General features: G+C 34.9%; 23 protein-coding genes. 14 read left to right on the top strand and 9 right to left on the bottom strand.

The genetic code is table 11. From position 1 onward, the window contains the following. Positions 1–5: 5 nt before the first annotated feature. From AAC069_RS14615 to AAC069_RS14575, 9 genes are all read left to right on the top strand, one after another. On the top strand, positions 6–779 hold the full coding sequence (locus AAC069_RS14615; protein WP_339921197.1) for an FkbM family methyltransferase: 774 nt from the start codon (positions 6–8) through the stop codon (positions 777–779). A 37-nt stretch (positions 780–816) separates the two neighbouring features. Next, positions 817–2229, top strand: coding sequence for a hypothetical protein (locus tag AAC069_RS14610; RefSeq protein ID WP_339921196.1), 1413 nt, complete (start codon positions 817–819; stop codon positions 2227–2229). Further along, positions 2229–3275, top strand: a complete 1047-nt coding sequence (locus AAC069_RS14605; RefSeq protein ID WP_339921195.1) for a hypothetical protein — start codon at positions 2229–2231, stop codon at positions 3273–3275. The genes AAC069_RS14610 and AAC069_RS14605 overlap by 1 nt, the downstream gene beginning before the upstream one ends. Next, complete coding sequence (locus AAC069_RS14600) at positions 3268–4227, top strand: hypothetical protein (protein ID WP_339921194.1); 960 nt, start codon at positions 3268–3270, stop codon at positions 4225–4227. Before AAC069_RS14605 ends, AAC069_RS14600 begins: the two co-directional genes overlap by 8 nt. Positions 4228–4234: 7 nt before the next feature. Next, positions 4235–5380: a glycosyltransferase family 4 protein gene (locus tag AAC069_RS14595; protein WP_339921193.1), complete on the top strand. Its 1146-nt coding sequence runs from the start codon at positions 4235–4237 to the stop codon at positions 5378–5380. A 207-nt stretch (positions 5381–5587) separates the two neighbouring features. Further along, positions 5588–6706 (top strand): glycosyltransferase, encoded by a 1119-nt coding sequence (locus tag AAC069_RS14590; RefSeq protein ID WP_339921192.1) that lies wholly within the window; start codon positions 5588–5590, stop codon positions 6704–6706. Beyond that, positions 6703–7779 (top strand): glycosyltransferase, encoded by a 1077-nt coding sequence (locus AAC069_RS14585; protein ID WP_339921191.1) that lies wholly within the window; start codon positions 6703–6705, stop codon positions 7777–7779. The genes AAC069_RS14590 and AAC069_RS14585 overlap by 4 nt, the downstream gene beginning before the upstream one ends. Positions 7780–7785: 6 nt before the next feature. Beyond that, complete coding sequence (locus AAC069_RS14580; protein ID WP_339921190.1) at positions 7786–9135, top strand: O-antigen ligase family protein; 1350 nt, start codon at positions 7786–7788, stop codon at positions 9133–9135. A gap of 242 nt (positions 9136–9377) precedes the next feature. Next, the gene (locus AAC069_RS14575) at positions 9378–10775 is read left to right on the top strand and encodes a sugar transferase (protein ID WP_339921219.1); all 1398 of its coding nucleotides are present in this window, start codon (positions 9378–9380) and stop codon (positions 10773–10775) included. A 381-nt stretch (positions 10776–11156) separates the two neighbouring features. Here the strand turns inward: AAC069_RS14575 and AAC069_RS14570 are convergent, their stop codons facing one another. Together AAC069_RS14570 and AAC069_RS14565 are read right to left on the bottom strand one after the other, a co-directional pair. Further along, entirely contained in the window at positions 11157–12299 is a 1143-nt protein-coding gene (locus AAC069_RS14570) for a DUF4105 domain-containing protein (protein ID WP_339921188.1), read from the bottom strand. Positions 12300–12688: 389 nt separating this feature from the next. Further along, positions 12689–13675 (bottom strand): PorV/PorQ family protein, encoded by a 987-nt coding sequence (locus tag AAC069_RS14565; protein ID WP_339921218.1) that lies wholly within the window; start codon positions 13673–13675, stop codon positions 12689–12691. A gap of 277 nt (positions 13676–13952) precedes the next feature. Here AAC069_RS14565 and AAC069_RS14560 point away from each other — a divergent pair, with 277 nt between their 5' ends. From AAC069_RS14560 to AAC069_RS14550, 3 genes are all read left to right on the top strand, one after another. Next, positions 13953–14678, top strand: coding sequence for a CDP-alcohol phosphatidyltransferase family protein (locus AAC069_RS14560; RefSeq protein ID WP_339921187.1), 726 nt, complete (start codon positions 13953–13955; stop codon positions 14676–14678). Further along, positions 14659–15522: a glycoside hydrolase family 25 protein gene (locus AAC069_RS14555; RefSeq protein WP_339921186.1), complete on the top strand. Its 864-nt coding sequence runs from the start codon at positions 14659–14661 to the stop codon at positions 15520–15522. Before AAC069_RS14560 ends, AAC069_RS14555 begins: the two co-directional genes overlap by 20 nt. Before the next feature lie 90 nt (positions 15523–15612). Beyond that, entirely contained in the window at positions 15613–15981 is a 369-nt protein-coding gene (locus tag AAC069_RS14550; RefSeq protein WP_339921185.1) for a four helix bundle protein, read from the top strand. A gap of 114 nt (positions 15982–16095) precedes the next feature. On the opposite strand, the gene AAC069_RS14545 is transcribed toward AAC069_RS14550, so the two are convergent. The 5 genes from AAC069_RS14545 to AAC069_RS14525 all read right to left on the bottom strand — a co-directional run bounded on the left by AAC069_RS14545 (position 16096) and on the right by AAC069_RS14525 (position 19556). Next, positions 16096–16326: a DUF5808 domain-containing protein gene (locus tag AAC069_RS14545; protein ID WP_339921184.1), complete on the bottom strand. Its 231-nt coding sequence runs from the start codon at positions 16324–16326 to the stop codon at positions 16096–16098. A gap of 199 nt (positions 16327–16525) precedes the next feature. After that, positions 16526–17266: an LPS export ABC transporter ATP-binding protein gene (gene lptB / locus AAC069_RS14540; protein ID WP_339921183.1), complete on the bottom strand. Its 741-nt coding sequence runs from the start codon at positions 17264–17266 to the stop codon at positions 16526–16528. 162 nt (positions 17267–17428) lie between these two features. After that, positions 17429–17782, bottom strand: coding sequence for a carboxymuconolactone decarboxylase family protein (locus tag AAC069_RS14535; RefSeq protein ID WP_339921182.1), 354 nt, complete (start codon positions 17780–17782; stop codon positions 17429–17431). Between the two features lie 2 nt (positions 17783–17784). After that, on the bottom strand, positions 17785–18591 hold the full coding sequence (gene tatC, locus AAC069_RS14530) for a twin-arginine translocase subunit TatC (RefSeq protein ID WP_339921181.1): 807 nt from the start codon (positions 18589–18591) through the stop codon (positions 17785–17787). Beyond that, positions 18591–19556, bottom strand: a complete 966-nt coding sequence (locus AAC069_RS14525; protein ID WP_339921180.1) for a KpsF/GutQ family sugar-phosphate isomerase — start codon at positions 19554–19556, stop codon at positions 18591–18593. The genes tatC and AAC069_RS14525 overlap by 1 nt, the downstream gene beginning before the upstream one ends. Positions 19557–19651: 95 nt before the next feature. Here AAC069_RS14525 and AAC069_RS14520 point away from each other — a divergent pair, with 95 nt between their 5' ends. After that, the gene (locus AAC069_RS14520; protein WP_339921179.1) at positions 19652–21847 is read left to right on the top strand and encodes a RecQ family ATP-dependent DNA helicase; all 2196 of its coding nucleotides are present in this window, start codon (positions 19652–19654) and stop codon (positions 21845–21847) included. A gap of 71 nt (positions 21848–21918) precedes the next feature. Here AAC069_RS14520 and AAC069_RS14515 read toward each other — a convergent pair whose 3' ends face one another. Beyond that, positions 21919–22167 (bottom strand): hypothetical protein, encoded by a 249-nt coding sequence (locus tag AAC069_RS14515; RefSeq protein WP_091091939.1) that lies wholly within the window; start codon positions 22165–22167, stop codon positions 21919–21921. 160 nt (positions 22168–22327) lie between these two features. Here AAC069_RS14515 and AAC069_RS14510 point away from each other — a divergent pair, with 160 nt between their 5' ends. After that, positions 22328–23902 (top strand): FAD-dependent protein, encoded by a 1575-nt coding sequence (locus AAC069_RS14510; RefSeq protein ID WP_339921178.1) that lies wholly within the window; start codon positions 22328–22330, stop codon positions 23900–23902. A gap of 43 nt (positions 23903–23945) precedes the next feature. On the opposite strand, the gene AAC069_RS14505 is transcribed toward AAC069_RS14510, so the two are convergent. Then, positions 23946–24902: a quinone oxidoreductase gene (locus AAC069_RS14505; protein WP_339921177.1), complete on the bottom strand. Its 957-nt coding sequence runs from the start codon at positions 24900–24902 to the stop codon at positions 23946–23948. Between the last annotated feature and the right edge of the window lie 29 nt (positions 24903–24931).

Genomic DNA, 24931 nt, shown 5'->3' with positions numbered 1-24931 from the left:
GTATCATGATAAGTAAAAATAGTAAAAAACGTATAAAGACTGTTTTAATGCAATTTGGGTTATGGAACTTTGTAAAAGCGATTAAAGGAAGTGATAAAGGAAATCCTTTAAATAAAGATTTTATGGAAGTAGGCGTAGAATTATACAAAGCGTTCGTAAAGCCAAATGATTTAGTATTTGATGTTGGGGCTAATTACGGAAATCGAGTAGCCCTTTTTTTATCTCTAGAAGCTAAAGTTGTTGCAATAGAACCACAGCAAAAATGTGTTGCTTATTTAAAAAATAAATTTAAGAATGTAGAAATTGAAGCAGTAGGGCTAGGTGCAAAACGGGAACTAAAAACTTTTTACGAGGCAGATCATTCAGTACTTTCTACTTTTTCAGGAGATTATATTGAAAAAGTAAAAAACACACGGCACAAGACATCTATTTGGACTAAAAAAGAGGAGGTTCAGATTGTTACTTTAGACGAGTTAATTTTAAAACATGGTCAACCATCGTTTATAAAAATTGATGTTGAAGGATATGAATATGCCGTTTTAGAAGGACTAAGCCAAAAAACGGGAACTATTTCTGTTGAATATAATGTTCCAGAAATGACTGATACTGTTATCAAGTGCCTTGATAAGTTACAAAACCTAGGCTATAATAGTTTTAATTATTCAATAGGGGAATCCATGGTTTTTAAAAATAATTGGATGTCTTATATCGAGTTTATGGCAATAGTTCAGCAGGATGCGTTTTTGCAGACTTCTTTTGGGGATGTTTATGCAAAATAAAGTAATGTCTTTTAATAATTTGAATTAAGTATATTTAATGACCAGCAAGCCTAATAGAATTCTTTTTTTAGTTCCCGATGGAGTGGGGGTTCGCAACTATTTGTATTCGGATATTATTGCACATGCGAAGCAAGCAGCAACGGTATGCGTTTGGTCTTCTCTTCCGAAAGAAGCTTTTGAATCTGTAGAAAAGCTACACGACATCAAAATTGACCATCAGTTTTTACCTTTAAAAAAACAAAGTATAGTTACTAAAATAGCTACTGAGTCAGCGACCTATGCAAGATTGTTAAACAATGCGAAATTAGTTGACAATCCTACTATTATGTTTAATTGGAATAATAAGGGAATTAATTTTAAGCAAGTAATTCAAAAAAAGATTTCAAAAAGTATAGGACTTTGGGCTTCAAAAAAGTACAATCGAATTCTTTGGTTAGAAAAGATAAGCGATTCTTTTTGGAGTTCTAAAATGATAGCTAGTTATGAAAACCAATTAAAAGCGCTGCAACCTACTGTTGTTTTTATAACGCATCAACGTGTTGCCGCTTTGATGCCGGTATGTTTAGCTGCAAATGCGCTTAAAATCAAAGTGGTTAGCGCAATATATTCGTGGGATAATTTGCCCAAAGCACGTTTAGCGGTAAAAGCAGATTACTATTTAGTATGGTCAGACTATATGAAAAAGGAAATGGAGTTGTATTATCCTGAAATAGCTCCTGAAAAAGTAGTTGTTACTGGGACGCCGCAGTTTGAATTCTATACAAACAAGGACACTATCGTTGCTAGAGAAGCGTTTGCTGCGATTTATAATTTAGATGTTGCAAAAAAATGGCTCTGCTTTAGCGGAAATGACGCTCTTAGTTCACCTTATGATCATCAGTATTTAGAAGATGTAGCTGATGCAGTTGCCACAATGGAGGCTGGAACGCGCCCAGAAATCATTTTTAGAAAAAGCCCAGCGGATGTCGATAATCGGTTTACGGCTATACTTGCAAAACACTCCAGTTTTATTACTGCGATAGAACCAGTGTGGAAAAATTATGGAGAAGGTTGGGGCAGTAATTTTCCAAAAGTAGAAGACGTATCATTGTTAGTCAACTTAGCTTTTCATTGTGATGCGGTGGTGAATATTGGTTCTACTATGGCGCACGATTTTGCTATTTATAATAAACCCTGTTTGTATTTGAATTACAATCAAACCTATTCAGAGCATTGGAATGTAGAGACGATTTATAATTTTCAGCATTTTAGATCTATGGGAGATTTAGATGCTGTAGGTTGGATTGCGAATAAAAAAGCAATTCTAGAAAAATTAAACGAAGCTTTACAGTTCCCTTTAGCTATAGCCTCCCAACGAAAGGTATGGATAGAAAGGGTGGTAAGACATCCGTTAGAGGAAAGTAGCGAGTTAATTGCTGCTGTATTGTTGCAGTCTAAAACCGATTCATAATGATTTATTTATATACTGCACCAACCAATGAGTTTGACCATAGTAAGGGCTATATTAATCCTTTGCTAGACTTTTTGGCTGTAGAATCTAGAACGGTAACGCCTATTTATGAGTTGAAGAATGATATGCCAGACGCTGACTTTGCTGTTCTACCGTTAGCAATTGAGTATTTTAAGAGTGCTAAACAAAAGGAATATCTAGATTCTTTTATTTCAGAAGCGGTACAAAACGGGAAGCCGATTCTACTATTTTCTACAGGAGATTTTGGCACGACCAGACGGAATAGTTTGATTTATACCTTACGATTAAGTGGTTTTGATAGTCAGATGGACAGCCGAACTGAAATGATGCCTCCCTTTTTTTTAGATCCTTTATTATTTTTAAATAAAGAATTTAAAATAGTATCTAAAACCGAGCAACCGAAAATTGGATTTGTGGGCCATGCTAATGGAGAAGTCGTAAAACTCATTAAAGAATTTATTTTATTTCTTAAAGGAAATGGATTGCGTCTTATTGGGAAAGATAATACGGACTATCAAAAATTTTATCCCTCTAGCTATTATAGAAATGTTTATTTAAAAAGCATTCAAAAAAATAAAGGGATTGTAACAGATTTTATTTTTCGTAAAAAATACCGCGCAGGTGTAGTGACAGAGGCGGATAGACATCGCACTTCTAAAGCCTTTTACAAGAATATATTTGAAAATCAATATGTTTTTTGTTTGAGAGGAACAGGTAATTTTTCGGTGCGATTCTATGAGACTTTAGCATTAGGTAGAATTCCTGTTTTAATTAATACGGATTGCAGATTGCCATTCAAATCAAAAATTAATTGGACAAGACATTGCTTAATTATACAGGAAGGGGAAGAACATACTATAGCTGAAAAAATAATTGAGTTTCATAATTCTCTAACGAATGTCCAGTTTGAAGAAATGCAACGTGGCAATCGAGAATTATGGGAAAATCATTTTACTAAAGAAAAGTATTTTGTGGAGTATGCTAAAGTCGTACAAGAACAAATAGTAAATTCACGAAATGATTAAAAAAATCAAAAACGAAATTAGTACGCGATACAAAACAACTCGGGTAAACCTGCGTTATATATCTGTATTAAAAAAAAAGGAAATTACTGAAAGACCTAAAATTATCTTTTGCTGTGACGGTTTATTTTCTCATGGTGGCTTATTAGATCGAATAAAAGGGATTGTTTCTTTTTATGAAGTAGCTAAAATTTTAGGTTATGATTTTCATATCTATTTCAACGATCCTTTTGATTTAGCCGTTTTTTTAGAACCCAATGCTGTTTCTTGGCAAATAGACAGCAATAAAATGAAGTTTAATTACTTAGATACTAAGGTACTTTATTTGATGAATAATTTTGATTGCAATCCAATTGACGAAATAAAAAAAACAAAATCTAAAAATTATTTAGTGTATGCTAATGTCGATTATTTAGCTACAATTTATAAACAAAATTCGCAAAAGGACAATGAACAGCTGTGGAGGAGTAATTTTAACGAATTATTTCGTAAAAGCATGCTCCTAGAAAATGAATTAGTAAGTTTACTTTCTAGTAAACGTCTGGTTTTTCACTTGCGTTTTACAAGTTTAATGGGTGATTTTAACGATACTACTCGGCATGTCTTAAATGTAGATGCAAGAATGCTACTGATTCATAAGATTATGAAAAAGATCGACGAAAATGTTTTGAGTCATCCTGACAAAATTATTTATGTCCTTTCAGACAGTGCGTTTTTTTTAGAGTATATTAAAAGAAACACAAAGTATAATGTTTTAGCAGGCAGTCCGGAACATGTTGATTTTTCAAAAGGAACTACAACTGCTAATCAATCCCATTTAAAAACATTTTCAGATTTCTATTTTATGGTAGAAAGTGATGAGGTGGTTATGCTGCGTTTAGACGGCATGTATTCTAGTAGTTTTTCAAAGTATGCTGCTATTTTAGGAGGCAAAAAATTTTCAATTATTCAATAAAAAAAATATGCATATTTGTTATTTAACGAATGAATATCCAAAAAAGGGCTTTCCTCACGGAGGTATAGGAAGTTTTGTTAAGACAATAGCAGTTGCTTTGGTAAAGGAAGGACATCAAGTAAGTGTTATTGGTGTTAATTACACAGCAGATGATGAGGATACTGTTGAAGAAGGAGTACACATTTATCGATTAAGAAAAAAACACATAAAAGGGATTACTTGGTGGTACAATTTTAATCGAATTAGTAAAAAAATTAAAGAAATTCATCAATTGCAACCAGTTAATATTGTTGAGACTTCTGAGCTAGGTCTTGCTTTTTTACGAAAAATAAAAGATATAAAATATGTGATTCGATTGCATGGAGGACATCATTTTTTTGCTGAATCAGAAAATCGCGATGTTGATTTATGGAAAGGATGGCAAGAAAAAAGATCTTTTAAAAAAGCAGATGCTTTTGTTGCCGTCTCTAATTATGTAAAAACGCACACAGAAAAGTATTTAGAATATCATAATAAAGCAGTAGAATTAATTTCATATCCTATAAATACGAGTTTGTTTCAACCTATTGCTGGAGATATTGTGGAACATCAAATCGTTTTTGCCGGTACCGTTTGTAAAAAGAAAGGGGTTGTAGAACTGATTAGAGCGTTTGCATTAGTGAAAGAAAAGTTTCCTAATGCTACTTTAATGATTTACGGCAGAGACTGGTTTTTTCCTAACGGGGAATCTTTTATAGCGATGTTAAAAGAAAAAGAATTACCTAATTTAGGGACATTGGCAGATTCAATTACTTTTTTTGGAGCTGTTAATTACGAAAGTATTCCAAGTAAATATGCGCAAGCACAAGTTTGTGTTTTTCCATCACATATGGAAACACAAGGTTTAGTCGCTCCAGAGGCTATGGCTATGGGTAAAATGGTTGTTTTTACAAAATTAGGGCCAGGTGCAGAAACGATAGTAGATTTTAAAACAGGCTTACTTTGTGATCCCCGTTCTCCTGATGATATAGCGCAAAAAATAATTTGGGTTTTTGAAAATCAGACGAAATCTAATGCCATTGGTCTAAAGGCGCGTGATTTTGTAATTGGTAAATATGGACTAAATAAAATCGTAGAGAAAAATAAAGTTTTTTACAACTCAATTTTAGACTAAAAGCAGATGACAGTAGTACAACTAATACGGTCCGATTATAAAAAACACAAATGATATTGAGGCAATTTCTTTTCTATTGTTTTTTTAACTCAAGGATTTTGGGCTGTTTTCCAATATAGGATAGCTCATTGGAATTAATTCGAGCATTAGGTACTTTGAAACTTTTGGTATGGGAAAATATCGCCTTACATTTAACAAAATGATAGAATGAAGTTTTTAATTATAACAAATGTTACTCATAAGATTGAGCGAAACCAATACTTTGCTTATGCTCCCTATGTTCGTGAAATGAATATCTGGGGAAATAATATGGACGAAATTACTATTGTAGCTCCAAGAAGTAATTTTACAAAAACAGCAATTGACTGTGCCTATGAACATCTAGCTATCAAATTTATTCCCGTCGAAAGTTTTGATGTTTTAAGTTTGAAAGGTATTCTAAAAACAATTTTGAAAACTCCAAAAATTAGCTGGCAATTATATGCAGCTATGTGCGAAGCTAATCACATTCATTTACGCTGTCCAGGAAACATGGGATTGTTAGGGAGCGTTGTTCAATTACTATTTCCGAAAATTCCAAAAACAGCTAAATATGCTGGTAATTGGGATCCTAAGTCGAAACAGCCTTGGACGTATAGCTTACAAAAATGGATTATTAGTAATTCTTTTTTAACCCGTAATGTGCAGGTATTAGTCTATGGAGAATGGGAGAATAGTACTAAAAATATTAGATCTTTTTTTACGGCTACCTACTCCGAAGCGGATAAAGAAGCGGTATTGCCTAGAAATTGGGGTCAGACAATTCGTTTTGTATTTGTAGGAACTTTGGTAAAAGGAAAAAATCCATTGTATGCCATTCAAATGGTGGAGCGGTTGTACCATCTTGGGCATAAAGTACAATTGACAATTTATGGAGAGGGAGTCCTTCGGTCAGTTTTGGAACACTATATAACAGCGAACCAACTAGAGGAGATTGTTCATTTAGCAAGTAATCAACCTAAAGAAACAGTAAAACAGGCGTATCAAACAAGTCATTTCGTGCTGCTGCCTTCGGATAGTGAGGGTTGGCCAAAAGTAATAGCCGAAGGCATGTTTTGGGGATGTGTTCCTTTAGCCACTAAGGTGTCATGCGTACCTTATATGTTAGATTACGGAAAAAGAGGAATTGTACTAGAAATGAATTTGGAAAAAGACAGTCAACATATTAGTGCTTTATTGCAGGATCCAATCCAGTTTGATACCCTGCAAAAAAGAGCTGTATCGTGGTCTCGGTTGTATACGACGGATATTTTTGAGCTTGAAATTAAAAAATTATTAGGGAGATGAGAGTTTTGCAATTGATACAGTCTTTAGAAGCTGGAGGAGCAGAACGGATAGCTGTTAATTATGCCAATGGTTTGTCTGAGCATATTAGCTTTTCGGCCATGGTTACTACGCATTCAGAGGGAGCATTGAAGGCAGAATTAAATAAGAGCGTTTCGTATATGTGTTTGCAGCGTAGGAGTACTTTTGATCTTAAAGCGCTTTTTAAACTGAGAACTTTTATAGAAAAAAATAAAATTGCTATCGTTCATGCGCACGGAACTTCCTTTTTTATTGCCTTTTTACTAAAAATAATTTATCCTCGAATTAGAATTATATGGCATGAACATTATGGAGGTCGGGTAGAACAATCACTTTTGTCAAATTGGATACTGTTTATTTGTTCGCGATTTTTCGAATCCATTTTTGTAGTAAACTTGGAACTAGAGCGTTGGGTAAAAGAAACACTATGTTTTAAGAACGTATTTTTCATTCCAAATTTTGCAACTATAAACGAAGACGTTATTAAGACAACTTTTTTGCAAGGAGAAGTCGGCAAACGTATTGTACTTTTGGCGAATTTAAAAAGCCCGAAAAATCATATGGCTATCTTAAGTGCATTTCAAGAATTGCAACTGCAGCGATTGGGTTGGAGTTTGCATTGCGTTGGTAAGATTTATAATGATCGTTATTCGGATGATATTAAGGAGTATATTTCAAGTAATAAGCTAGAAGGCAGCATTTTTTTAATAGATGTTAGAAACGATATTTCTCACATATTATCACAAGCTACAATTGGTGTTTTAGTCTCTACAGCAGAAGGGTTCCCTGTTTCTTTGCTAGAATATGGTTTGGCTAAATTAGCGGTTCTTTCTACTAATGTTGGCTATTGTTCTGAAGTTATTAATGAGGGCGTAAATGGATTATTATTCAATCCTAATAACCCGAACGAGTTAGAATGTCAATTAAGTGAAATAATTGATGAACCTATTAGTAGTCGGATGCAGTTTGGTTTAAATTTGCAAAAACTTGTAGGAGAGCGATATTCAAAAGAGAATATAATAACTACTTTGCTTTTACATTATAGAAGAAAATAATCAAAAATGATTAAAGAAGATTTTACCTATTTGAATATGGTTTTATTGCACGTTGCGATTGGTGCAACCGTTCAGTTTATTCCCTTTATTTCTATTTTTTTTGGGTATGGAATGTATTTGTTTTGGATTTTATACATCATCAAGAAGCAAAATAGAAATAATGAAGTACTTATAGCAGCAGCTTATATTGTAGGGAGTGAGGTTTTTTTAAGGATGACAGGGGGGAATCCTTTATACGAGATTACAAAATACGGGGTAATTATTTTTCTTTTAATTGGGATGTATTATAAAGGGATATCGAGAGGAGTAATTCCATATTGGATTTTTTTGTTGTTGTTGGTCCCTGGCTTAGTATTGTCTACATCTGTTTTGAGTATTGAATCTAACATGCGGACCACAATCATGTTTAATATCTCTGGCCCTGTATGTTTGGGAATTGCATCTTTATATACTTTTAGGCGTAAAATTTCATTAGAAAATACAAATGATGTTTTATTAGCGATGGGGTTGCCGATAGTTGCTTGTATGACTTATGTTTTTATTCATTCTCCGAGTACTAGAGAAATAATAACAGGTACCAGCTCGAGTTCAGCAGCGTCAGGTGGGTTTGGTCCAAATCAGGTAGCTACGATATTTGGGATGGGAATGTTTATCTTTTTTTCCAGAATCATTTTATCCTCAAAAACCAGTTTTCAAGTCGTGCTTAATGCGATTTTGGCACTTTGTATCGCTTACAGAGGATTGGTAACATTTTCAAGAGGAGGAATGATTACAGGAATTCTAATGCTTGGCTTATTGTTATTGTTTTTATATCAAAAATCAAATTTTAAAGGCCGTGTAAAATTGAGTTATATTATGATCCTTATTGGATTTACGCTATCTGTTGGATGGATTTTCACCGTTTCGCAAACAAATGGATTAATTAATAATCGCTATGCCAATCAAAATGCTAAAGGAGAACAAAAAGAAAGTAAATTTACAGGTCGAGAAGATATTGCCAAGGATGAGATTGATTTGTTTTTGCAAAACCCTATTTTTGGGGTAGGAGTCGGCAGAGGATATGAGCTTAGAAAGATTTCAACTGGAGATGATGTGTTGTCTCACGATGAAATTACAAGAATGCTTGCGGAGCATGGTTCTTTTGGTCTTTTAGGCTTGTTAATTCTTTTAGTTACTCCGTTAGTTTTGTATTTAGAAAATAAGTTCAATATGTTTTTGTTGTGTTTTGTAGTTTTTTGGTTCTTCACCATAAATCATGCGGCAATGCGTCTGGCTATACCTGCATTTGTTTATTCCTTGTCTTTGCTAAACGTGCAATTAGGGAGTCCTATGAAAGTGAGAGAAGAAGACGAGTAATCAGTTTTTAGTGATCAGTATTCAGTGTTCAGTGCTCAGTGCTCAGTGCTCAGTGTTTTTACCACTACCCTAAAAGGAGCTAAAATGTAGTATGCATTCTCCTTACTTTGCTTTATAGAATAGCTATTTCTTCACTATTTCATAGATTAGGTTTTTTTTAAAGGAATCTTGTTATAATATTTAACATTTTTATAATGATATGGTGACAAAAGTATTAAATTGCGGGAATTACCACGAAAAAAATAATGCCGAAAAATAAAATACATTTTGAAATATCAGAGCGGAAGATGATTCTTCGTCTCTTTGATGTTATTTTTGTTTTAGGTAGTCTATATTTGGTGGGAACTTTTTTTGATTTTGAATATCTGGAAGCAGCTGTCACTAATGGCTACTGGGCTCTTTTTTTTGTGGTTTATCTCAGTGTTTTTGGGGCTATTTTTGAAATGTATAATCTGCAGGTTGCCAGTAACGAGTTTCAAGTTTTGAAAAGCACGCTGTTAACGTCATCTACTACAGTTTTGGTCTATTTACTGACTCCTGTTTTTTCACCAGAACTACCCTCTAACCGCCTTCAAATTTTAGTTTTTTACTGTATTGTTTTTACTGTATTGTTTTTATGGAGGCTATTTTATGTTCGTTTTTTAGCTAGTAATCGATTTCTTCAGAATGCAGTATTGATTTGTGAACAGGCACAAGTGGAAGAATTGATTCTGGGATTAGAAAGTATTGATCCGCATTATAGAATCATTGGCTATGTAAGTGCCGATACAGCTGCAAATGTCAACTTTAGTCATCATCATTATGTGGAGTCTATAGATAAAAATGATTTGGCTTCTTTTGTAAAGAAAAATGCCGTTTCCGAAATTGTGATTGCTTCTCAAGAGACAGCTGGGATTACTAGTGAATTGTATCAGCAATTGATTCAGATGTTAGAATCTGGAAAGCTGATTAGGGAATATACCCAGGTTTATGAAAGTAAGACGCATCGCATACCGGTACAATATATAGCAAGGGATTTTTACCGTTTTTTCCCGTTTAGCAGGAATAATCACAATAAATTATATTTGGCTGTTGTTCGGGTTTTTGAAATTGGACTTTCAATAATTGGACTATTTTTATGTTCGATTTTTATACCCTTTATTGTCATTGGAAATGCAATTGGAAATAGAGGGAAATTATTCTACACTCAAGAACGTGTAGGTAAGGACGGAGTTGTATTTGCTATTTTGAAATTTAGAAGTATGAGGAATAACTGCGAAAGTAATGGAGCAGTTTTTGCTACAACGGGTGATTTACGCGTAACAGCTTTTGGAAAATTTATGCGTAAAACCCGCATCGATGAATTCCCTCAATTTCTTAATGTTTTAAAGGGAGATATGGCTATTGTAGGACCGCGGCCCGAGCGTCCTTTTTTTGTAAAAGAGATTTCAGAAATAATGCCATTCTACGAGACAAGGCACGTTATAAAACCGGGACTTACCGGTTGGGCACAAGTCAATTATTCGTACGGAGCTTCAATTGATGACAGCTTGATTAAATTGCAATATGATCTGTATTACATCAAACACAGAAGCTTTTATTTGGATTTAAATATTGCACTAAAAACCATAACAACGGTATTGTTTTACAGAGGGCAGTAGTAAGGGAACGGCAAAGGGCAATATCAATTGAAAATTCAAGAATCAATTGTTTTAAAGCAGTTGATTTAATTTAAAAATAGGTCCGAATTTTTCTTTAAAAATATTTTTAACTGTTCTCTATACGATTTTAAAATAGCTACGCAATTTTAAAAATCACTCGAACTGACGGATCGGTGCTTCACTCTTCGTTCCTTCACCAAAAGCTTAGGGGTGTGCTTCGGATAGTTTTTTTTCGATACCCTATTCGCTGTCAAAATCACAGTCGTCACTTCGAGTGTTTCAAAATTTTTATTTTGAAATGTATCGAGAAGGCTAAGCATAGATACTACTTCCCGAAATAGTTATGGGATAAATTGAACTAACCTTTTTGGATTACTTTATCTAGATAATAATAGGAATCTTCTTTTTGTTCTTTATTGCTAATTTTACTAACAGTACACCATTCGTAATAATAAGAGGTAACACAATCAATAAATGCGCCTTGTTGATTAGTATAATTAAATATATCGCTAAAAAAAGCAGGTTAAACAAGCAGAGGTTGTAAATCCATTTCTTGTTGTCTTTATAGTAGAAATAAAGTAGCGCAAGCAAGGCGGGGTTAAACAATAAAACATTGTAATTGTATGCCAATTCGTGATGACTCGAATAAAATCCAACGAACAAAAAGAACAGCCCCAACATTCCCATTATTAAAAAGTAGATTTGGTTTATTATTTTGCCATTCATAAAGAGTATGAATCCAAGAAGGAGGCCATATGTATAGAAATTATTCCACCAAGAGCTAGGAGGGGTTTCGTTATATTCGAGAAGCGTTTTGTTCTCCTTAGCAAGCAGATGGTTGTTGAACTGCACTGTTTTTAAACTTTTGTTTAATTCGAAGGGTAAAAAAATCTGAGTGCCTAATTGGTCGACCTTTTTTCCAAAAATAATACTAGTTCCCAGTTTTTCATAAAAATGTCCGTCAAAATAAGGATACAGAATGGTTCTATAGGTAATGTTAGTATCGCTATTTTTTACGATCGCGGTGGTGCTTAATGTTTTATTGATGATATCCACAACCATAGAAGTACAGTTTTTATCAATAAATTTATAGGTGTAATGGCTTTCTCCCGAAGCCAAAGAAGTATTTAAGTTGTCAAACAATTTTTGTTTCAGGCTATCAGGGATATTTAGTTCCTGCTCGTAAACAGATCTTCTTTCGTAAGTATATTCATTTATGAAGTCAGTGTACGGATGTGCAACGGCAAAATACTGCAGGTCTCCTTTTGTGAATTTCGCGACAAAGTTAGGTGTATTAAAGTCAAAGGCACCATAGTTATATACCAAGTCTATAAATTGGTTTGGGTCGCTAATTCGGATAGCTGTGTGTCCAAAAAGGGAATACGATTCATTTCCAGTTCCACAAGTCAATACGCTAACACGGGCATTTTCTGAAAGTATAGTGGTTTGCCCAAAGCTAAAGTTTATTGAGGTAATTAGCAGAAGGGATAGAACTGTTTTTTTTAATAATAATGATGAATTCATTTGATATACTGTTATGTCTATTTGTTTAACTAAGTCGGTTTTAAAGACAGCACGCAAAAAAGCGTGGCACTCGAAAGGAGTTCTTAAAAACACTGTTTTTTTTGGGTATAGTGTAAAATAAAATTACTTTAACCCGTTGGGTGCAATTAGTTTTTGATGATGATTTTTCGTCAGTTCGAGTAATTTTCGATAGAAAATTGTATCGAGAACTAGAAAAATTTCATTAAAAACGGTTCTCGATACATTTTTTGTTCCGTTTTACTACACAAAAAACACTCGAACTGACGTTCTTAATAATTACACCCAACGGTTTACTTTACTTATTATCTTCGTTTATTTTGGGAATCTTTTGTCTTACAGTTTTTTTTCAAAATTATTGATTAAGTTGATTAATTCCTAAAAAGCGATAAGTCCACTTTTAACGAAAAAATATTCGAATACAAAGCAGCACTTTGATTTCCTAAATCTGTTAAGGCGTAATCCACTTGGATGCCTTTGTATTTAAAACCCAATCCGATGTTGGGTTGGAAACCTACTTTTTCGGTGTTGTCTAGTTGCTCGATATTTTGAAAGTTTCCTACTCCAGCTCGTACAAAAACCAAGTCCGTATATCCAAACTCAAGTCCTAAAGCGGGGTCAATACTTACAAAATCAGAAGAAAGAAGATCATTGGTTTTGGTAAAGCGCATGTTTACATTGGCCGCAGCCATAATACTGTAGTCGTAGCGCACAATAAACTTTTTAGAAAGCCCTAATTGAGCTTTTGGAGCTGTAATTTCAGTGCTTTCTGGAAGTTCTTGATTTTGTCGCGGTACTGCGTCGGCAATTTTTTGATATTCTTTTTCGTCTATGTTCCATATGTTATAGGTGGTGGTTATGTCGCGAACCATTAATCCAAATTGCCAGTCATTTTTTTCAAACTGAAATCCGACATCAAATCCAAATCCCCAGGAATCTGCAAATTTCCCTATAATCCTTCTTATAATTTTTGCATTTACTCCATATTGAAATCCGGGAACGGCTAACTTTCGAGCATAAGAAAAGGTAAAGCCATAGTCAGCCGTCGAAAAAAGACTGATTCTGTTGTAATCTATGCTTCCTTCACTGTCTATCAATTCAGTAGTGTTCAAAATATCGTCGACCCCAAAACGGATTAACGAAATCCCCCAGGCACTACGGTCGTCAATTGGACTAGCATAGCCAATGTAATCGTACTGGGCTATATTTGCAAAATAATTAGCGTGCATCAAAGCTAATTGGTGGTCTTCTAATTTGGTTAATCCTGCAGGGTTCCAATAACCAGAATTCACGTCGGCAGTTGAAGCCGTAACCGCGTTAGCCATACCTAAGGCTACTGCATCGACTCCAATATTCATAAATTCATTGGAATATTTTCTAACGGCTTGCCCGTAATTTAGGGTAGAAACCAAAAGCAATAAAAAGAATTGATTTTTTTTCAATCGTACAGTTTTTTACCAACCAAAGCAGGATTTAATTTCCATCAAAAATATAATATTTTGCTGAGCTTAGTTCGTTCTTTTACTAAATAAATAGGATTGCCAATGGTAGTGTTGATAATCTCTATAAAAAACGGCTGTTGCATTCACTTATTATATTAAATTTGTCAGCTAAGACTTTAAATTTCAATTTGCAATGAACATTAAAAAACACATTCCTAATTCAATAACATTACTTAATCTATTGTGTGGCTGTATAGCAATGGTCTTTGTGACTAACTCTGATTTTGAAATGGCTTTTTATTTTGTTTGTCTCGGAATCTTTTTAGATTTTTTTGATGGTTTTTTTGCTCGATTATTAAAAGTTTCAGGTCCGCTGGGGTTACAGTTGGATTCCTTAGCTGATATGGTTACCAGCGGAGTAGTTCCAGGATATGTGATGTTTTTTTTACTTTCGAACAGTCAGCATGAAATTTCAACACACTTTATGATGCCTTATCTTGGATTTATTATCACGATGGGTTCTTGTTATCGATTGGCTGTATTTAATATTGATACGCGCCAGACGAATTCATTTATTGGATTGCCAACGCCTGCCAACGCACTGTTTATTTTAAGCTTACCTCTGGTGCTGAAATATTCAGATTCTATAGTTGTGCTTGAAATCTTGACTAATCAATGGGTTTTGTTAGCGATTACACTCTTTAGTGCTTATATCTTGAATGCAGAGATTCCTTTATTTTCTTTGAAGATTAAGAAGTTTAACCTTAAGGATAATGCACTCCAAATTGTCTTTTTATTTCTTTCTTTTTTATTGTTAGTTTTTTTCCAATATGCTGGAATTCCATTGGTCATCATTGGGTATGTACTACTGTCAATAGTGAGCAATAAATTTTTATTGGATGAGAAGAAAAAGCGTTAAAAGAAAACCGCCGGTACGTCGCGGGACTAAAAAGAAAGCTTCTTTTTTCTCTGGAAAAGTACTACGCTTCACGATGCTCACTTTTTTTATTCTTCTCGTTTTTGGGATGGGCTATCACTATAGAAATGGTCTAGCGTATTATTTTAGCTTTAAATCAAATAAGGTTTTGCGGCAAGAGGCGGAAGACAAGCGTCTTTCGGATGTTCGAAATTACCAGGTTTTAGACAATCATAAAGGGAAAGCGATAGGATTGGACGTTTCTGAATACCAAGGTAAAATTAATTGGGTAGACGTTGATACCTTAGAAAGTAAATATCCTGTACACTTTGTTTTTATTCGGGCAACCGTTGGGAATGACCGCATAGACAAGCAATTTGATGAGAATTGGCTTGGCGCCAAAAAAAACAAACTGATTCGTGGTGCCTATCATTACTATCGTCCTAATGAAAATTCCTTAGAACAAGCCGAACTTTTTATTAAAACAGTTACTTTAAGAAAAGGGGATTTACCTCCTGTTCTGGATATTGAAAAACTGCCTAAAAATCAATCGGTAGAACGGCTAAAAGTTGGGTTGAAAAGATGGTTGAAAAGGGTAGAAGAACATTATAAAGTAAAGCCTATCATCTATACCGGCGAAAGTTACTATGATGATTTTTTAAAAGAAGAATTTAGTGATTATCTTTTCTGGATCGCCAACTATAATTTTTACCGTGAAAATATGGAGGAAGATTGGCTGTTTTGGCAATTTACCGAAAAAGCTTCTGTTTCAGGAGTAAAAGGTAGTGTAGATGTGAATATATATAATGGTGATTTGCAGCAACTGCGATATATTACGGTGGAGTAGTGTTCAGTGTTCAGTAATCAGTGTGTAGCGATCAGTATTCAGTTCTTGGTAATAATTTTTAGTATTCAGCATTAAATAACAATATAAGTAATGAAATTTCAAGATTTATTAGCGTATCAGAAATCATTTTCATTAGCGATGAAAATTTTTGAAATGACAAAACTATTTCCGAAAGAAGAAATGTATTCTTTAACGGATCAAATTAGGCGTTCATCAAGAAGTGTACCAGCGAATATCTCAGAATCCTATAGAAAAAGGGTCTATCCTAAAAATTTTCATAGCAAATTAACAGATTCAGATGCCGAAAATTCAGAAACTCAGGTTTGGCTGGAGTTTTCATTTAAATGCAACTATATAACTGAAAGTGTTTACAATGAATTGTTAACTGAAAGTAATGAAGTTGGAAAACTAATTAATTACATGATTTTAAATCCGCATAAATTTGGTGTGACTCAGTAAGTATTCAGTGATCAGTTCAGTTTGCAGTATTCAGTTTGTATTGTTCGGTAATCAGTGTACAGTAATCAGTTTGCGGTGTTGAGTTTTTAGGATTTGGATTGGAGCACGCACTCATTATTTTGGCAGGTACATGGTTATTCCAATTATTATGATAATTACAATCACAAAAACGGCAACTGAAATGGAATTTGCAAAATTAACTGTCCAGCCAGCCCAAGCCATTCTTTTAGGAGGAAGTATGCGTTTGTCTTCTTTATTGTAGTAAAAGACGCCAAGCTTCCAATTGTCGGGGTCTTTGTGCCATTTCTCTAAAATGTCTTTACTGGGTTTTTCTTTTTGGCTCATAATACAAACTGGTTTAAGTTTTGAATTTGATATATAAACAAGGGTTGTTTTTTAGAACTGATCAGTGAATACGGACCACTTTTTTTTAAACTGATCACTGTACACTGATTTAAACCTGCTCACTGGATACTACTCACTGTACGCTTTTTTTTAAACTGATCACTGTACACTGACCACTCTTCTAAAGCTGATCACTCTCTTAAAACTCGATCTTTTTCTTTCTCAATTCAAAGTTCTGTCCTAAGTAGACACGACGAACCATTTCATCTTCGACTAATTCTTCTGGTACTCCTGCTTTTAAGATTCCTCCTTCAAACATAAGATAGGTTTTATCTGTAATAGCTAAGGTTTCCTGTACGTTGTGATCAGTGATCAGGATTCCGATGTTTTTATTTTTTAATTGCGCTACGATTCTCTGGATGTCTTCTACAGCCACAGGATCGACACCTGCAAAAGGTTCGTCAAGTAAGATGAATTTAGGATCGGTAGCCAGGCATCGTGCAATTTCAGTACGACGACGTTCTCCTCCAGACAGTAAATCACCACGATTAGTACGGATGTGTTCTAAACTAAATTCTTCAATTAGGCTTTCCATTTTGGCAACTTGCTCTTCTTTAGAAAGAGTAGTTAGTTGTAAAACACTCAAGATATTGTCTTCAATACTTAGTTTTCTAAAAACGGAAGCTTCTTGCGCCAAATATCCAATTCCTTGCTGCGCTCTTTTGTACATAGGATAGTCAGTAATATCCAAATCGTCAAGGTAGATGTTACCTGAATTTGGTTTAACCAATCCTACAATCATATAAAAGGAAGTTGTTTTTCCAGCACCGTTAGGTCCTAATAAACCAACGATTTCACCTTGATTTACTTCGACCGAAATACCTTTTACTACACTTCTTCCTTTGTATGTTTTTACTAAATTCTCAGCTCTTAAAATCATATGCGTTGGTTTAAACGTTAGTCGTTTAATTGTTTAATCGTGTCAAATAAACGAATAACCAAATTAACAAATAACCCTATTAACAATTATTTAGTTTCTTCCCAAGTTTAGTTATTAGTCTAAAACGTCAGGAATTACTTTTTTAATCAATGAAGAAGAATGTTATTTCGTTGTGGTTTCTTCTAATGCTTCCCAAAACTCATAAGCTCTGCGTAAATGAGGTACCACAATAGTTCCGCCAACTAAGGTTGCAATTCCCATTGCTTCCATCATTTCTTCTTTGGTTACTCCAATTTTATGACTGGTTTCTAAATGGTATTTTACGCAATCATCGCAACGTAAAACGGCAGATGCCACTAAGCCCAATAGTTCTTTCGTTTTCACATCAAGAGCACCTTCAGCATAAGCATTTGTGTCTAGGTTGAAAATTCTTTTAACTATTTTGTTGTTGTCAGCCAGTAATTTTTCGTTCATTCTAGAACGATATTCATTAAATTCTTCAATAATAGCAGCCATAATTATTCTTTTTTATTTTTAGATACAAATACCGAGATAAAGATACTTGCTTCATAGATTAATAGCATTGGGATTGCAACAATAGTTTGACTTACTACATCCGGTGGTGTTACGATAGCGGCAATAACAAGAACAAGTACAATTGCATATTTTCTGTAAGTTCTTAAAAATTCAGGACTTACAAGTCCTAGTTTTGTCAAGAAATAGATGATAATTGGTAATTCAAAAAACAATCCACTCGCTAGGACAGATGTTTTTACCATTCCGATATATGAGTCTAACGTAAACTGATTGAGTACTACAGGACTGACGGTGAAGGTAGCTACGAAGTTTACTGACATGGGGATGACTACAAAATAGCCAAATAGCACACCAATAAAGAAAAGTAACGAAGAAAAAAAGATGAATACCTTAGCATTTTTCTTTTCATTCATATAGAGTGCAGGACTGATAAATTTCCATATTTCCCATAATATATAAGGAAAGCTTAATATAAATCCAGCAAGAATACAGACCCAAATAAATACGTTTACTTGGCCTTCCATCTCCGTGTTCTGAATGATAAAGGGCATTTCAGTAATACAAATGCTATCTGCGAAGCCCAATGAATGAGATAGATCACAGAAAAAATGATAGGTAAAAAACGTTGGTCTTGTAGGTCCAAATATGATAGTGTCGAACAGGAAGTCGCTAAAAAAATAAGTGGCAATAGCCATAATTATGATTGCTACTGTGCTGCGTACTAATAACCATCTTAAATCTTCCAGATGATCTAAAAACGACATTTCGTTTTGATTTTTCTTTGCCATTATACTATTCCTTCTTTTAAAATATCGTGTAGGTGTAAGACGCCTTTGTACTCTCCATTGTCTACCACAACTAGTTGGGTGATAGAGAAATCTTCGAGAATATTTAATGCGTCAACAACCATATCGTTTGATTGAATTAATTTTGGATTTTTGGTCATGATGTCTTTCGCTGTCAATTCTGCAAATGAATCTCTTTCGTTTAACATTCTTCGAATATCACCGTCTGTTATAATTCCGATTACTTTATCGTTTTCAATAACTGCTGTAACACCGAGGCGTTTTTCCGAAATTTCAAAAATCACTTGTTTTATTGCTGTATCTGGAGAAACCATAGGTTTTAAAGTATGCTCTAACATGTCTTTAACTCTAAGTAATAATTTTTTACCTAAAGCACCTCCCGGATGGTATATTGCAAAATCTTCTGCTGAGAAATTTCGCATTTCCATTAGGCAAACGGCAATAGCATCACCCATCACTAATTGAGCAGTAGTGCTATTGGTAGGAGCCAGGTTGTTTGGACAAGCTTCAGCATCTACAGTGGTGTTTAAGACATAGTCAGATCCTTTGGCAAGAAATGAAGTCATGTTGCCGGTTATAGCAATCAATGTGTTTCCAAAACGTTTTAAAAAAGGGACAACAACTTTTATTTCAGGGCTGTTTCCGCTTTTTGAAATGCAGATGATAATATCATCCTTTTGTACCATCCCTAAGTCTCCGTGAATCGCTTCGGAGGCATGAAGAAACATTGAAGGCGTTCCTGTAGAATTAAATGTCGCTACCATTTTTTGAGCAATAATCGCGCTTTTTCCGATTCCTGTAACGATTAATCTTCCTTTAGAACTATAGATTGCCTGCGTTGCATCTGAGAAATTATCGTCTAGAAAATCAGTTAGTTTGGTAATTGACTCGCTCTCAGACAGAATGGTTTTTTTGGCTATCGCCAATATGTTTTCTTTAGATATCAAAACAGAATGTTTAAAATTTGTGAGTGTAAAAGAATTTAGTATCTTTATGTGATGCAAATTTATACAAAATACCACATAATACCATACAATAAAGAATGAATTCAAACGAAATTGATATACATATAGAATTAAAGAAATATTTTGGCTTTGGCCAATTTAAAGGGCTACAGGAACAGGTTATCAAAAGTTTGCTTAATAAACAAAATACTTTTGTAATTATGCCTACTGGCGGTGGTAAATCGCTCTGTTATCAGCTCCCCGCTTTAGTTCAAGAAGGAACGGCAATTGTTGTTTCTCCCTTGATCGCTTTAATGAAAAACCAAGTAGATGCCATTAGGAGTTTATCGACAGAAAGTGGTATTGCCCATGTTTTAAATTCATCACTCACAAAAACAGAGATCACTCAAGTTAAAAAGGATATTACTTCTGGATTAACGAAGCTGTTGTATGTTGCTCCGGAGTCTTTGACAAAAGAGGAAAATGTTAATTTTCTTAAAAACGTGACCATTTCTTTTGTTGCCATCGATGAGGCGCATTGTATTTCCGAGTGGGGTCATGACTTTAGGCCGGAATACAGAAATTTAAAAAATATAATTAAACAATTGGGCGATGTGCCTGTCATCGGTCTTACCGCTACGGCAACGCCAAAAGTTCAGGAAGATATTCTGAAAAATTTAGATATGTGTGATGCGACTACTTTTAAAGCATCATTTAACAGACCTAATCTATATTATGAGGTACGAACAAAAACCAAAAATATAGAATCAGATATCATTCGTTTTATAAAACAGCACAAAGGGAAGTCTGGAATTATTTATTGCCTAAGCCGTAAAAAAGTAGAAGCAATTGCCCAAGTATTACAGGTCAACGGAATAAGTGCAGTACCTTACCATGCAGGATTAGACGCTAAAACACGGGCAAGACATCAGGACATGTTTCTTATGGAAGATGTCGATGTAGTGGTAGCGACAATTGCTTTTGGGATGGGAATTGACAAACCAGATGTTCGTTTTGTAATTCATCATGATATACCAAAGTCGCTAGAAAGTTATTATCAGGAAACAGGACGCGCCGGTAGGGATGGTGGAGAAGGACACTGTCTTGCTTACTATTCTTATAAAGATGTGGAGAAACTAGAAAAATTCATGTCTGGTAAACCGGTTGCTGAGCAGGAAATTGGGTTCGCTTTATTGCAAGAAGTGGTGGCATATGCCGAAACTTCAATGTCGAGAAGAAAATTTTTACTCCATTATTTTGGTGAGGAATTCGACAGTGAAACCGGTGAAGGTGCTGATATGGATGACAATGTGAGAAATCCAAAAGTAAAAGTAGAGGCCCAAAATCAGGTAGTGAAACTATTGGAAGTAGTACGAGATACCAAGCATTTATATAAATCAAAAGAGATTGTTTTTACATTAATCGGTAGAGTCAATGCAGTGATAAAAGCGCATAGAACTGATTCTCAACCTTTTTTTGGGAGTGGTATCGCTTTTGACGAAAAATATTGGATGGCCTTATTGAGACAAGTGCTCGTGGGAGGCTATTTATCTAAAGATATTGAAACTTATGGTATTGTAAAAATAACAGATAAAGGACTAGGTTTTATTAAGAATCCAAGCTCTTTTATGATGTCTGAAGATCATGAATACAATGAGGCGGGAGACGAAGCAATTGTGACTGCATCTAAATCTGCGGGTGCTATAGATGAAGTATTGATGGGTATGTTACGTGATTTGCGTAAAAAAGTATCTAAAAAACTAGGTGTACCGCCATTTGTTGTTTTTCAAGACCCTTCATTGGCAGACATGGCCTTGAAATATCCTATTTCTTTAAATGAATTGATTAACATTCATGGAATAGGAGAAGGAAAAGCGAAAAAATATGGTGCCGAATTTGTCGATTTAATAAATCGTTACGTTGTCGATAATGAGATTATACGTCCAGATGACTTGGTTGTAAAATCTACAGGGACTAAGTCAGCAATGAAATTATATATTATTCAAAATGTTGACAGAAAATTGTCTTTAGATGATATCGCTAAAGCAAAAGGGTTGACAATGGAAGCATTACTTAAGGAAATGGAGCAAATTGTCTATTCAGGAACTAAATTGAATATTAAATATTGGGTTGATGAAATGCTTGATGACGAGCAACAAGAAGAGATTTATGATTATTTTATGGAATCAGAATCAGATAAGATAGAAGGCGCCTTAAAAGAATTTGAAGGGGATTACGATATTGATGAATTGCGCTTGATGCGAATAAAATTTATCAGTGAAGTAGCGAATTAAAAAAAGTATTCAGTTTGCAGTAATCAGTTTGCAGAATTTAGTGTTCAGAGACACTGTAAACTGACTACTAATTACTGATTACTTTCTTCATAAAGTTCACCGCGATGCGGTTTCAGGGCATCACGTACCTGAATCATATTTTCATCAGTAACAACCATAAAAGCAATAGCTTGCATTTCGCCCTGGATCTTAAAACCAGTAATGTTTAATGGCAGTTTTTCAATTGCGATGTATTCTTTTAGGTGAATTTCGTGATGTTCAGCTGTTTTTGCCGAAGCGGGTCCGCGGAAATCCCATATTAGTTTTATTTGTCTGGACATGGTAAGATAGTATAAGGTTCAAAGAGGCAAAGTTACAAAGTTTCCAAGACGAAAAACAATTACCGCCAAAACAAACAATCAAATCCACTTCAAAATACTATTTTTGCACTTTGTTTTTCGATAAAGACAAGGGACAAATAACCGAATTATCACTAAAGAAATGCCTCAAGAACACCTATTACAAGTATCTCCAGAAATTGCTGCAAACGAAATGTTGCTAAAGGAACACCTTGGGAAATTACTAAAAATTTCTCCAAAGGAGATTCAGCATGTTTCCATTTTAAAACGTTCTATTGACGCACGTCAAAAAGCGATTAAAATCAATCTGAAAGTAGTGGTGTATCTGAAAGGTGAACCTTTTGAAGAAAATAGAATAGAACTTCCTGATTATGGAAATGTAGCAAATGCACAAGAAGTAATTGTCGTTGGGGCTGGGCCTGCTGGACTTTTTGCTGCCTTGCAGTTAATTGAATTAGGCTTGAAGCCAATAGTGATTGAAAGAGGAAAAGATGTGCGTGGCCGTCGTCGTGACTTGAAGGCAATCAATGTAGATCATCTGGTAAATGAAGATTCTAATTATTGCTTTGGAGAAGGGGGAGCAGGAACGTATTCTGATGGAAAATTATATACAAGATCAAAAAAACGAGGAGATGTAACCCGAATTCTGGAATTATTAGTGGCTTATGGTGCTACTCCAGATATTTTGGTAGAAGCACATCCACACATTGGAACCAATAAATTACCTCAAATTATTCAGGATATTCGAGAGAAAATTATTGAGTGTGGTGGACAGGTTTTGTTTGAAACCCGAGTGACAGATATTTTAGTAAAAAATAATGAAGTTCAGGGAATCGTAACCCAAAAGGGAGATACGATTTTAGCCAATAAAATGATTTTGGCCACCGGACATTCTGCAAGAGATATTTTTGAATTATTAGACAGGAAAAAGATATTCATAGAAGCGAAAGCTTTTGCTTTGGGCGTAAGAGCTGAGCATCCACAATCTTTAATTGATAGTATTCAATATAGTTGCGATTATCGAGGCGAACTTTTGCCTCCGGCGCCTTATAGTATTGTAAAGCAAGTGGGAGGAAGAGGGATGTATTCCTTTTGTATGTGTCCCGGTGGCGTAATTGCACCTTGCGCTACTAGTCCTGGCGAAGTAGTAACAAACGGTTGGTCTCCTTCAAAAAGAGATCAGGCAACGGCAAATTCTGGTATTGTAGTTGAATTAAAGCTAGAAGACTTTAAACCCTTTGCTAAATTTGGTGCGCTCGCCGGAATGGAATTCCAAAAAAGTATCGAACAAAAAGCATGGCATTTGGCTGGGGAAACTCAAAAAGTACCGGCACAAAGAATGATTGATTTTACACAAAGTAAAGTTTCTTCAGATATACCTAAAACTTCCTATGTTCCTGGAACGACTTCGGTTGAAATGGGACAAGTTTTCCCCGGTTTCTTAACTCAGATATTAAGAGAAGGATTTTCTGAATTCGGGAAATCCATGCGTGGGTATTTGACTAATGAGGCTATACTGCATGCGCCAGAATCAAGAACGTCTTCGCCAGTGCGAATTCCAAGAGATCCAATTACCTATGAGCATCTGCAGATAAAAGGATTGTATCCGTGTGGTGAAGGAGCAGGTTATGCGGGCGGAATTATTTCGGCTGCTATTGATGGAGAGAAATGTGCTTTGATGATTGGTGAAAGTTTACATAAAAAAACCTCGATTTAAGATTAAATAAATTGAGGTCAGTATTTTTAGTTATCTTTTCTAATTAGGGAATTAGAATTATTTTCCCAGTACTTTTTCTGCTTTCTAGATAATCATGTGCTTTCTTACCTTCGGATAATTTAAAGATGGTAGGAGGTGCAATTGTAATTTTATTGCTGCTGATCCAGTCAAACAATTGGCGGGCTCTTTTGATACGTTGTTCTTTAGATGTCAAATAGCTCCATAAATCACCACCAGTTAAGGTTTTTGAAGTATCCATTAGCATTCTTGGGTTGATAAAATCTGGATCACCACCTGCCATACCAAAAAATACTACTTGTCCGCAAGTTTTAGTTACTTCAAAACTGTCACTTAATGTACTGCCTACACTGTCGTAAGCGACGTCTACTCCATTAGGACAATACTCTAATACGCTAGATTTCCAGTCTTCAGAATATAAAAACACTTTATTTGCTCCGTTTTTTAAAGCCGTTTCTGCTTTAGATACTGATGAGGTTAGACCAATAACGGTGGCACCTAATAGCTTGCTAATTTGAGTCAAAAATTGACCTACTCCTCCAGCTGAAGCATGGATGAGTACTGTTTCTCCTTTTTGTGTTTTATGACTGTCAGTCGCTAGATAATGAGCAGTTAATCCCTGAAGAAGAATGGTGGCGGCGGTTTCGAAACTAATGGTATCCGGTAAAGGAATAACATGTTCAACTGGAACGGCTACTAATTCTGAATTGACAAAGGGAACATCAGCAAATGCAATGCGATCGCCAACCTTGAATTCGGTATTGTTTGAATCGACCACTACGCCTGCACCTTCGTAACCAGCAATGAACGGGGGATTTCCTTTTAAATGATAATTCCCTTTTCGTCGGTACACATCGGCAAAATTCAAGCCTATCGCGCGCATTTCGACTAGAATTTCATCTTTTTTTAGTGCTGGCGCGGGTATATCTATATATTCAAGAACATCTGAATCCCCAAATTCCGAAAAAGTAAGTGCTTTCATGTTTAAAGTGGTGTTTTTTTGAAAGGCAA

This window comes from uncultured Flavobacterium sp. (genome assembly GCF_963974175.1).
Classification (GTDB): Bacteria; Bacteroidota; Bacteroidia; order Flavobacteriales; family Flavobacteriaceae; genus Flavobacterium.
Note: the sequence above shows the minus strand (reverse complement) of the source record. Positions and strands in the feature narration are given on the sequence as shown.

Bases quoted from the DNA above. Each gene is read 5' to 3' on its own strand.
- AAC069_RS14615 (WP_339921197.1), top strand. From the start codon at position 6: ATGATAAGTAAAAATAGTAAAAAACGTATAAAGACTGTTTTAATGCAA.
- AAC069_RS14610 (WP_339921196.1), top strand. From the start codon at position 817: ATGACCAGCAAGCCTAATAGAATTCTTTTTTTAGTTCCCGATGGAGTG.
- AAC069_RS14605 (WP_339921195.1), top strand. From the start codon at position 2,229: ATGATTTATTTATATACTGCACCAACCAATGAGTTTGACCATAGTAAG.
- AAC069_RS14600 (WP_339921194.1), top strand. From the start codon at position 3,268: ATGATTAAAAAAATCAAAAACGAAATTAGTACGCGATACAAAACAACT.
- AAC069_RS14595 (WP_339921193.1), top strand. From the start codon at position 4,235: ATGCATATTTGTTATTTAACGAATGAATATCCAAAAAAGGGCTTTCCT.
- AAC069_RS14590 (WP_339921192.1), top strand. From the start codon at position 5,588: ATGAAGTTTTTAATTATAACAAATGTTACTCATAAGATTGAGCGAAAC.
- AAC069_RS14585 (WP_339921191.1), top strand. From the start codon at position 6,703: ATGAGAGTTTTGCAATTGATACAGTCTTTAGAAGCTGGAGGAGCAGAA.
- AAC069_RS14580 (WP_339921190.1), top strand. From the start codon at position 7,786: ATGATTAAAGAAGATTTTACCTATTTGAATATGGTTTTATTGCACGTT.
- AAC069_RS14570 (WP_339921188.1), bottom strand. From the start codon at position 12,299: ATGAATTCATCATTATTATTAAAAAAAACAGTTCTATCCCTTCTGCTA.
- AAC069_RS14565 (WP_339921218.1), bottom strand. From the start codon at position 13,675: ATGAATATTGGAGTCGATGCAGTAGCCTTAGGTATGGCTAACGCGGTT.
- AAC069_RS14560 (WP_339921187.1), top strand. From the start codon at position 13,953: ATGAACATTAAAAAACACATTCCTAATTCAATAACATTACTTAATCTA.
- AAC069_RS14555 (WP_339921186.1), top strand. From the start codon at position 14,659: ATGAGAAGAAAAAGCGTTAAAAGAAAACCGCCGGTACGTCGCGGGACT.
- AAC069_RS14550 (WP_339921185.1), top strand. From the start codon at position 15,613: ATGAAATTTCAAGATTTATTAGCGTATCAGAAATCATTTTCATTAGCG.
- AAC069_RS14545 (WP_339921184.1), bottom strand. From the start codon at position 16,326: ATGAGCCAAAAAGAAAAACCCAGTAAAGACATTTTAGAGAAATGGCAC.
- lptB (WP_339921183.1), bottom strand. From the start codon at position 17,266: ATGATTTTAAGAGCTGAGAATTTAGTAAAAACATACAAAGGAAGAAGT.
- AAC069_RS14535 (WP_339921182.1), bottom strand. From the start codon at position 17,782: ATGGCTGCTATTATTGAAGAATTTAATGAATATCGTTCTAGAATGAAC.
- tatC (WP_339921181.1), bottom strand. From the start codon at position 18,591: ATGGCAAAGAAAAATCAAAACGAAATGTCGTTTTTAGATCATCTGGAA.
- AAC069_RS14520 (WP_339921179.1), top strand. From the start codon at position 19,652: ATGAATTCAAACGAAATTGATATACATATAGAATTAAAGAAATATTTT.
- AAC069_RS14515 (WP_091091939.1), bottom strand. From the start codon at position 22,167: ATGTCCAGACAAATAAAACTAATATGGGATTTCCGCGGACCCGCTTCG.
- AAC069_RS14510 (WP_339921178.1), top strand. From the start codon at position 22,328: ATGCCTCAAGAACACCTATTACAAGTATCTCCAGAAATTGCTGCAAAC.
- AAC069_RS14505 (WP_339921177.1), bottom strand. From the start codon at position 24,902: ATGAAAGCACTTACTTTTTCGGAATTTGGGGATTCAGATGTTCTTGAA.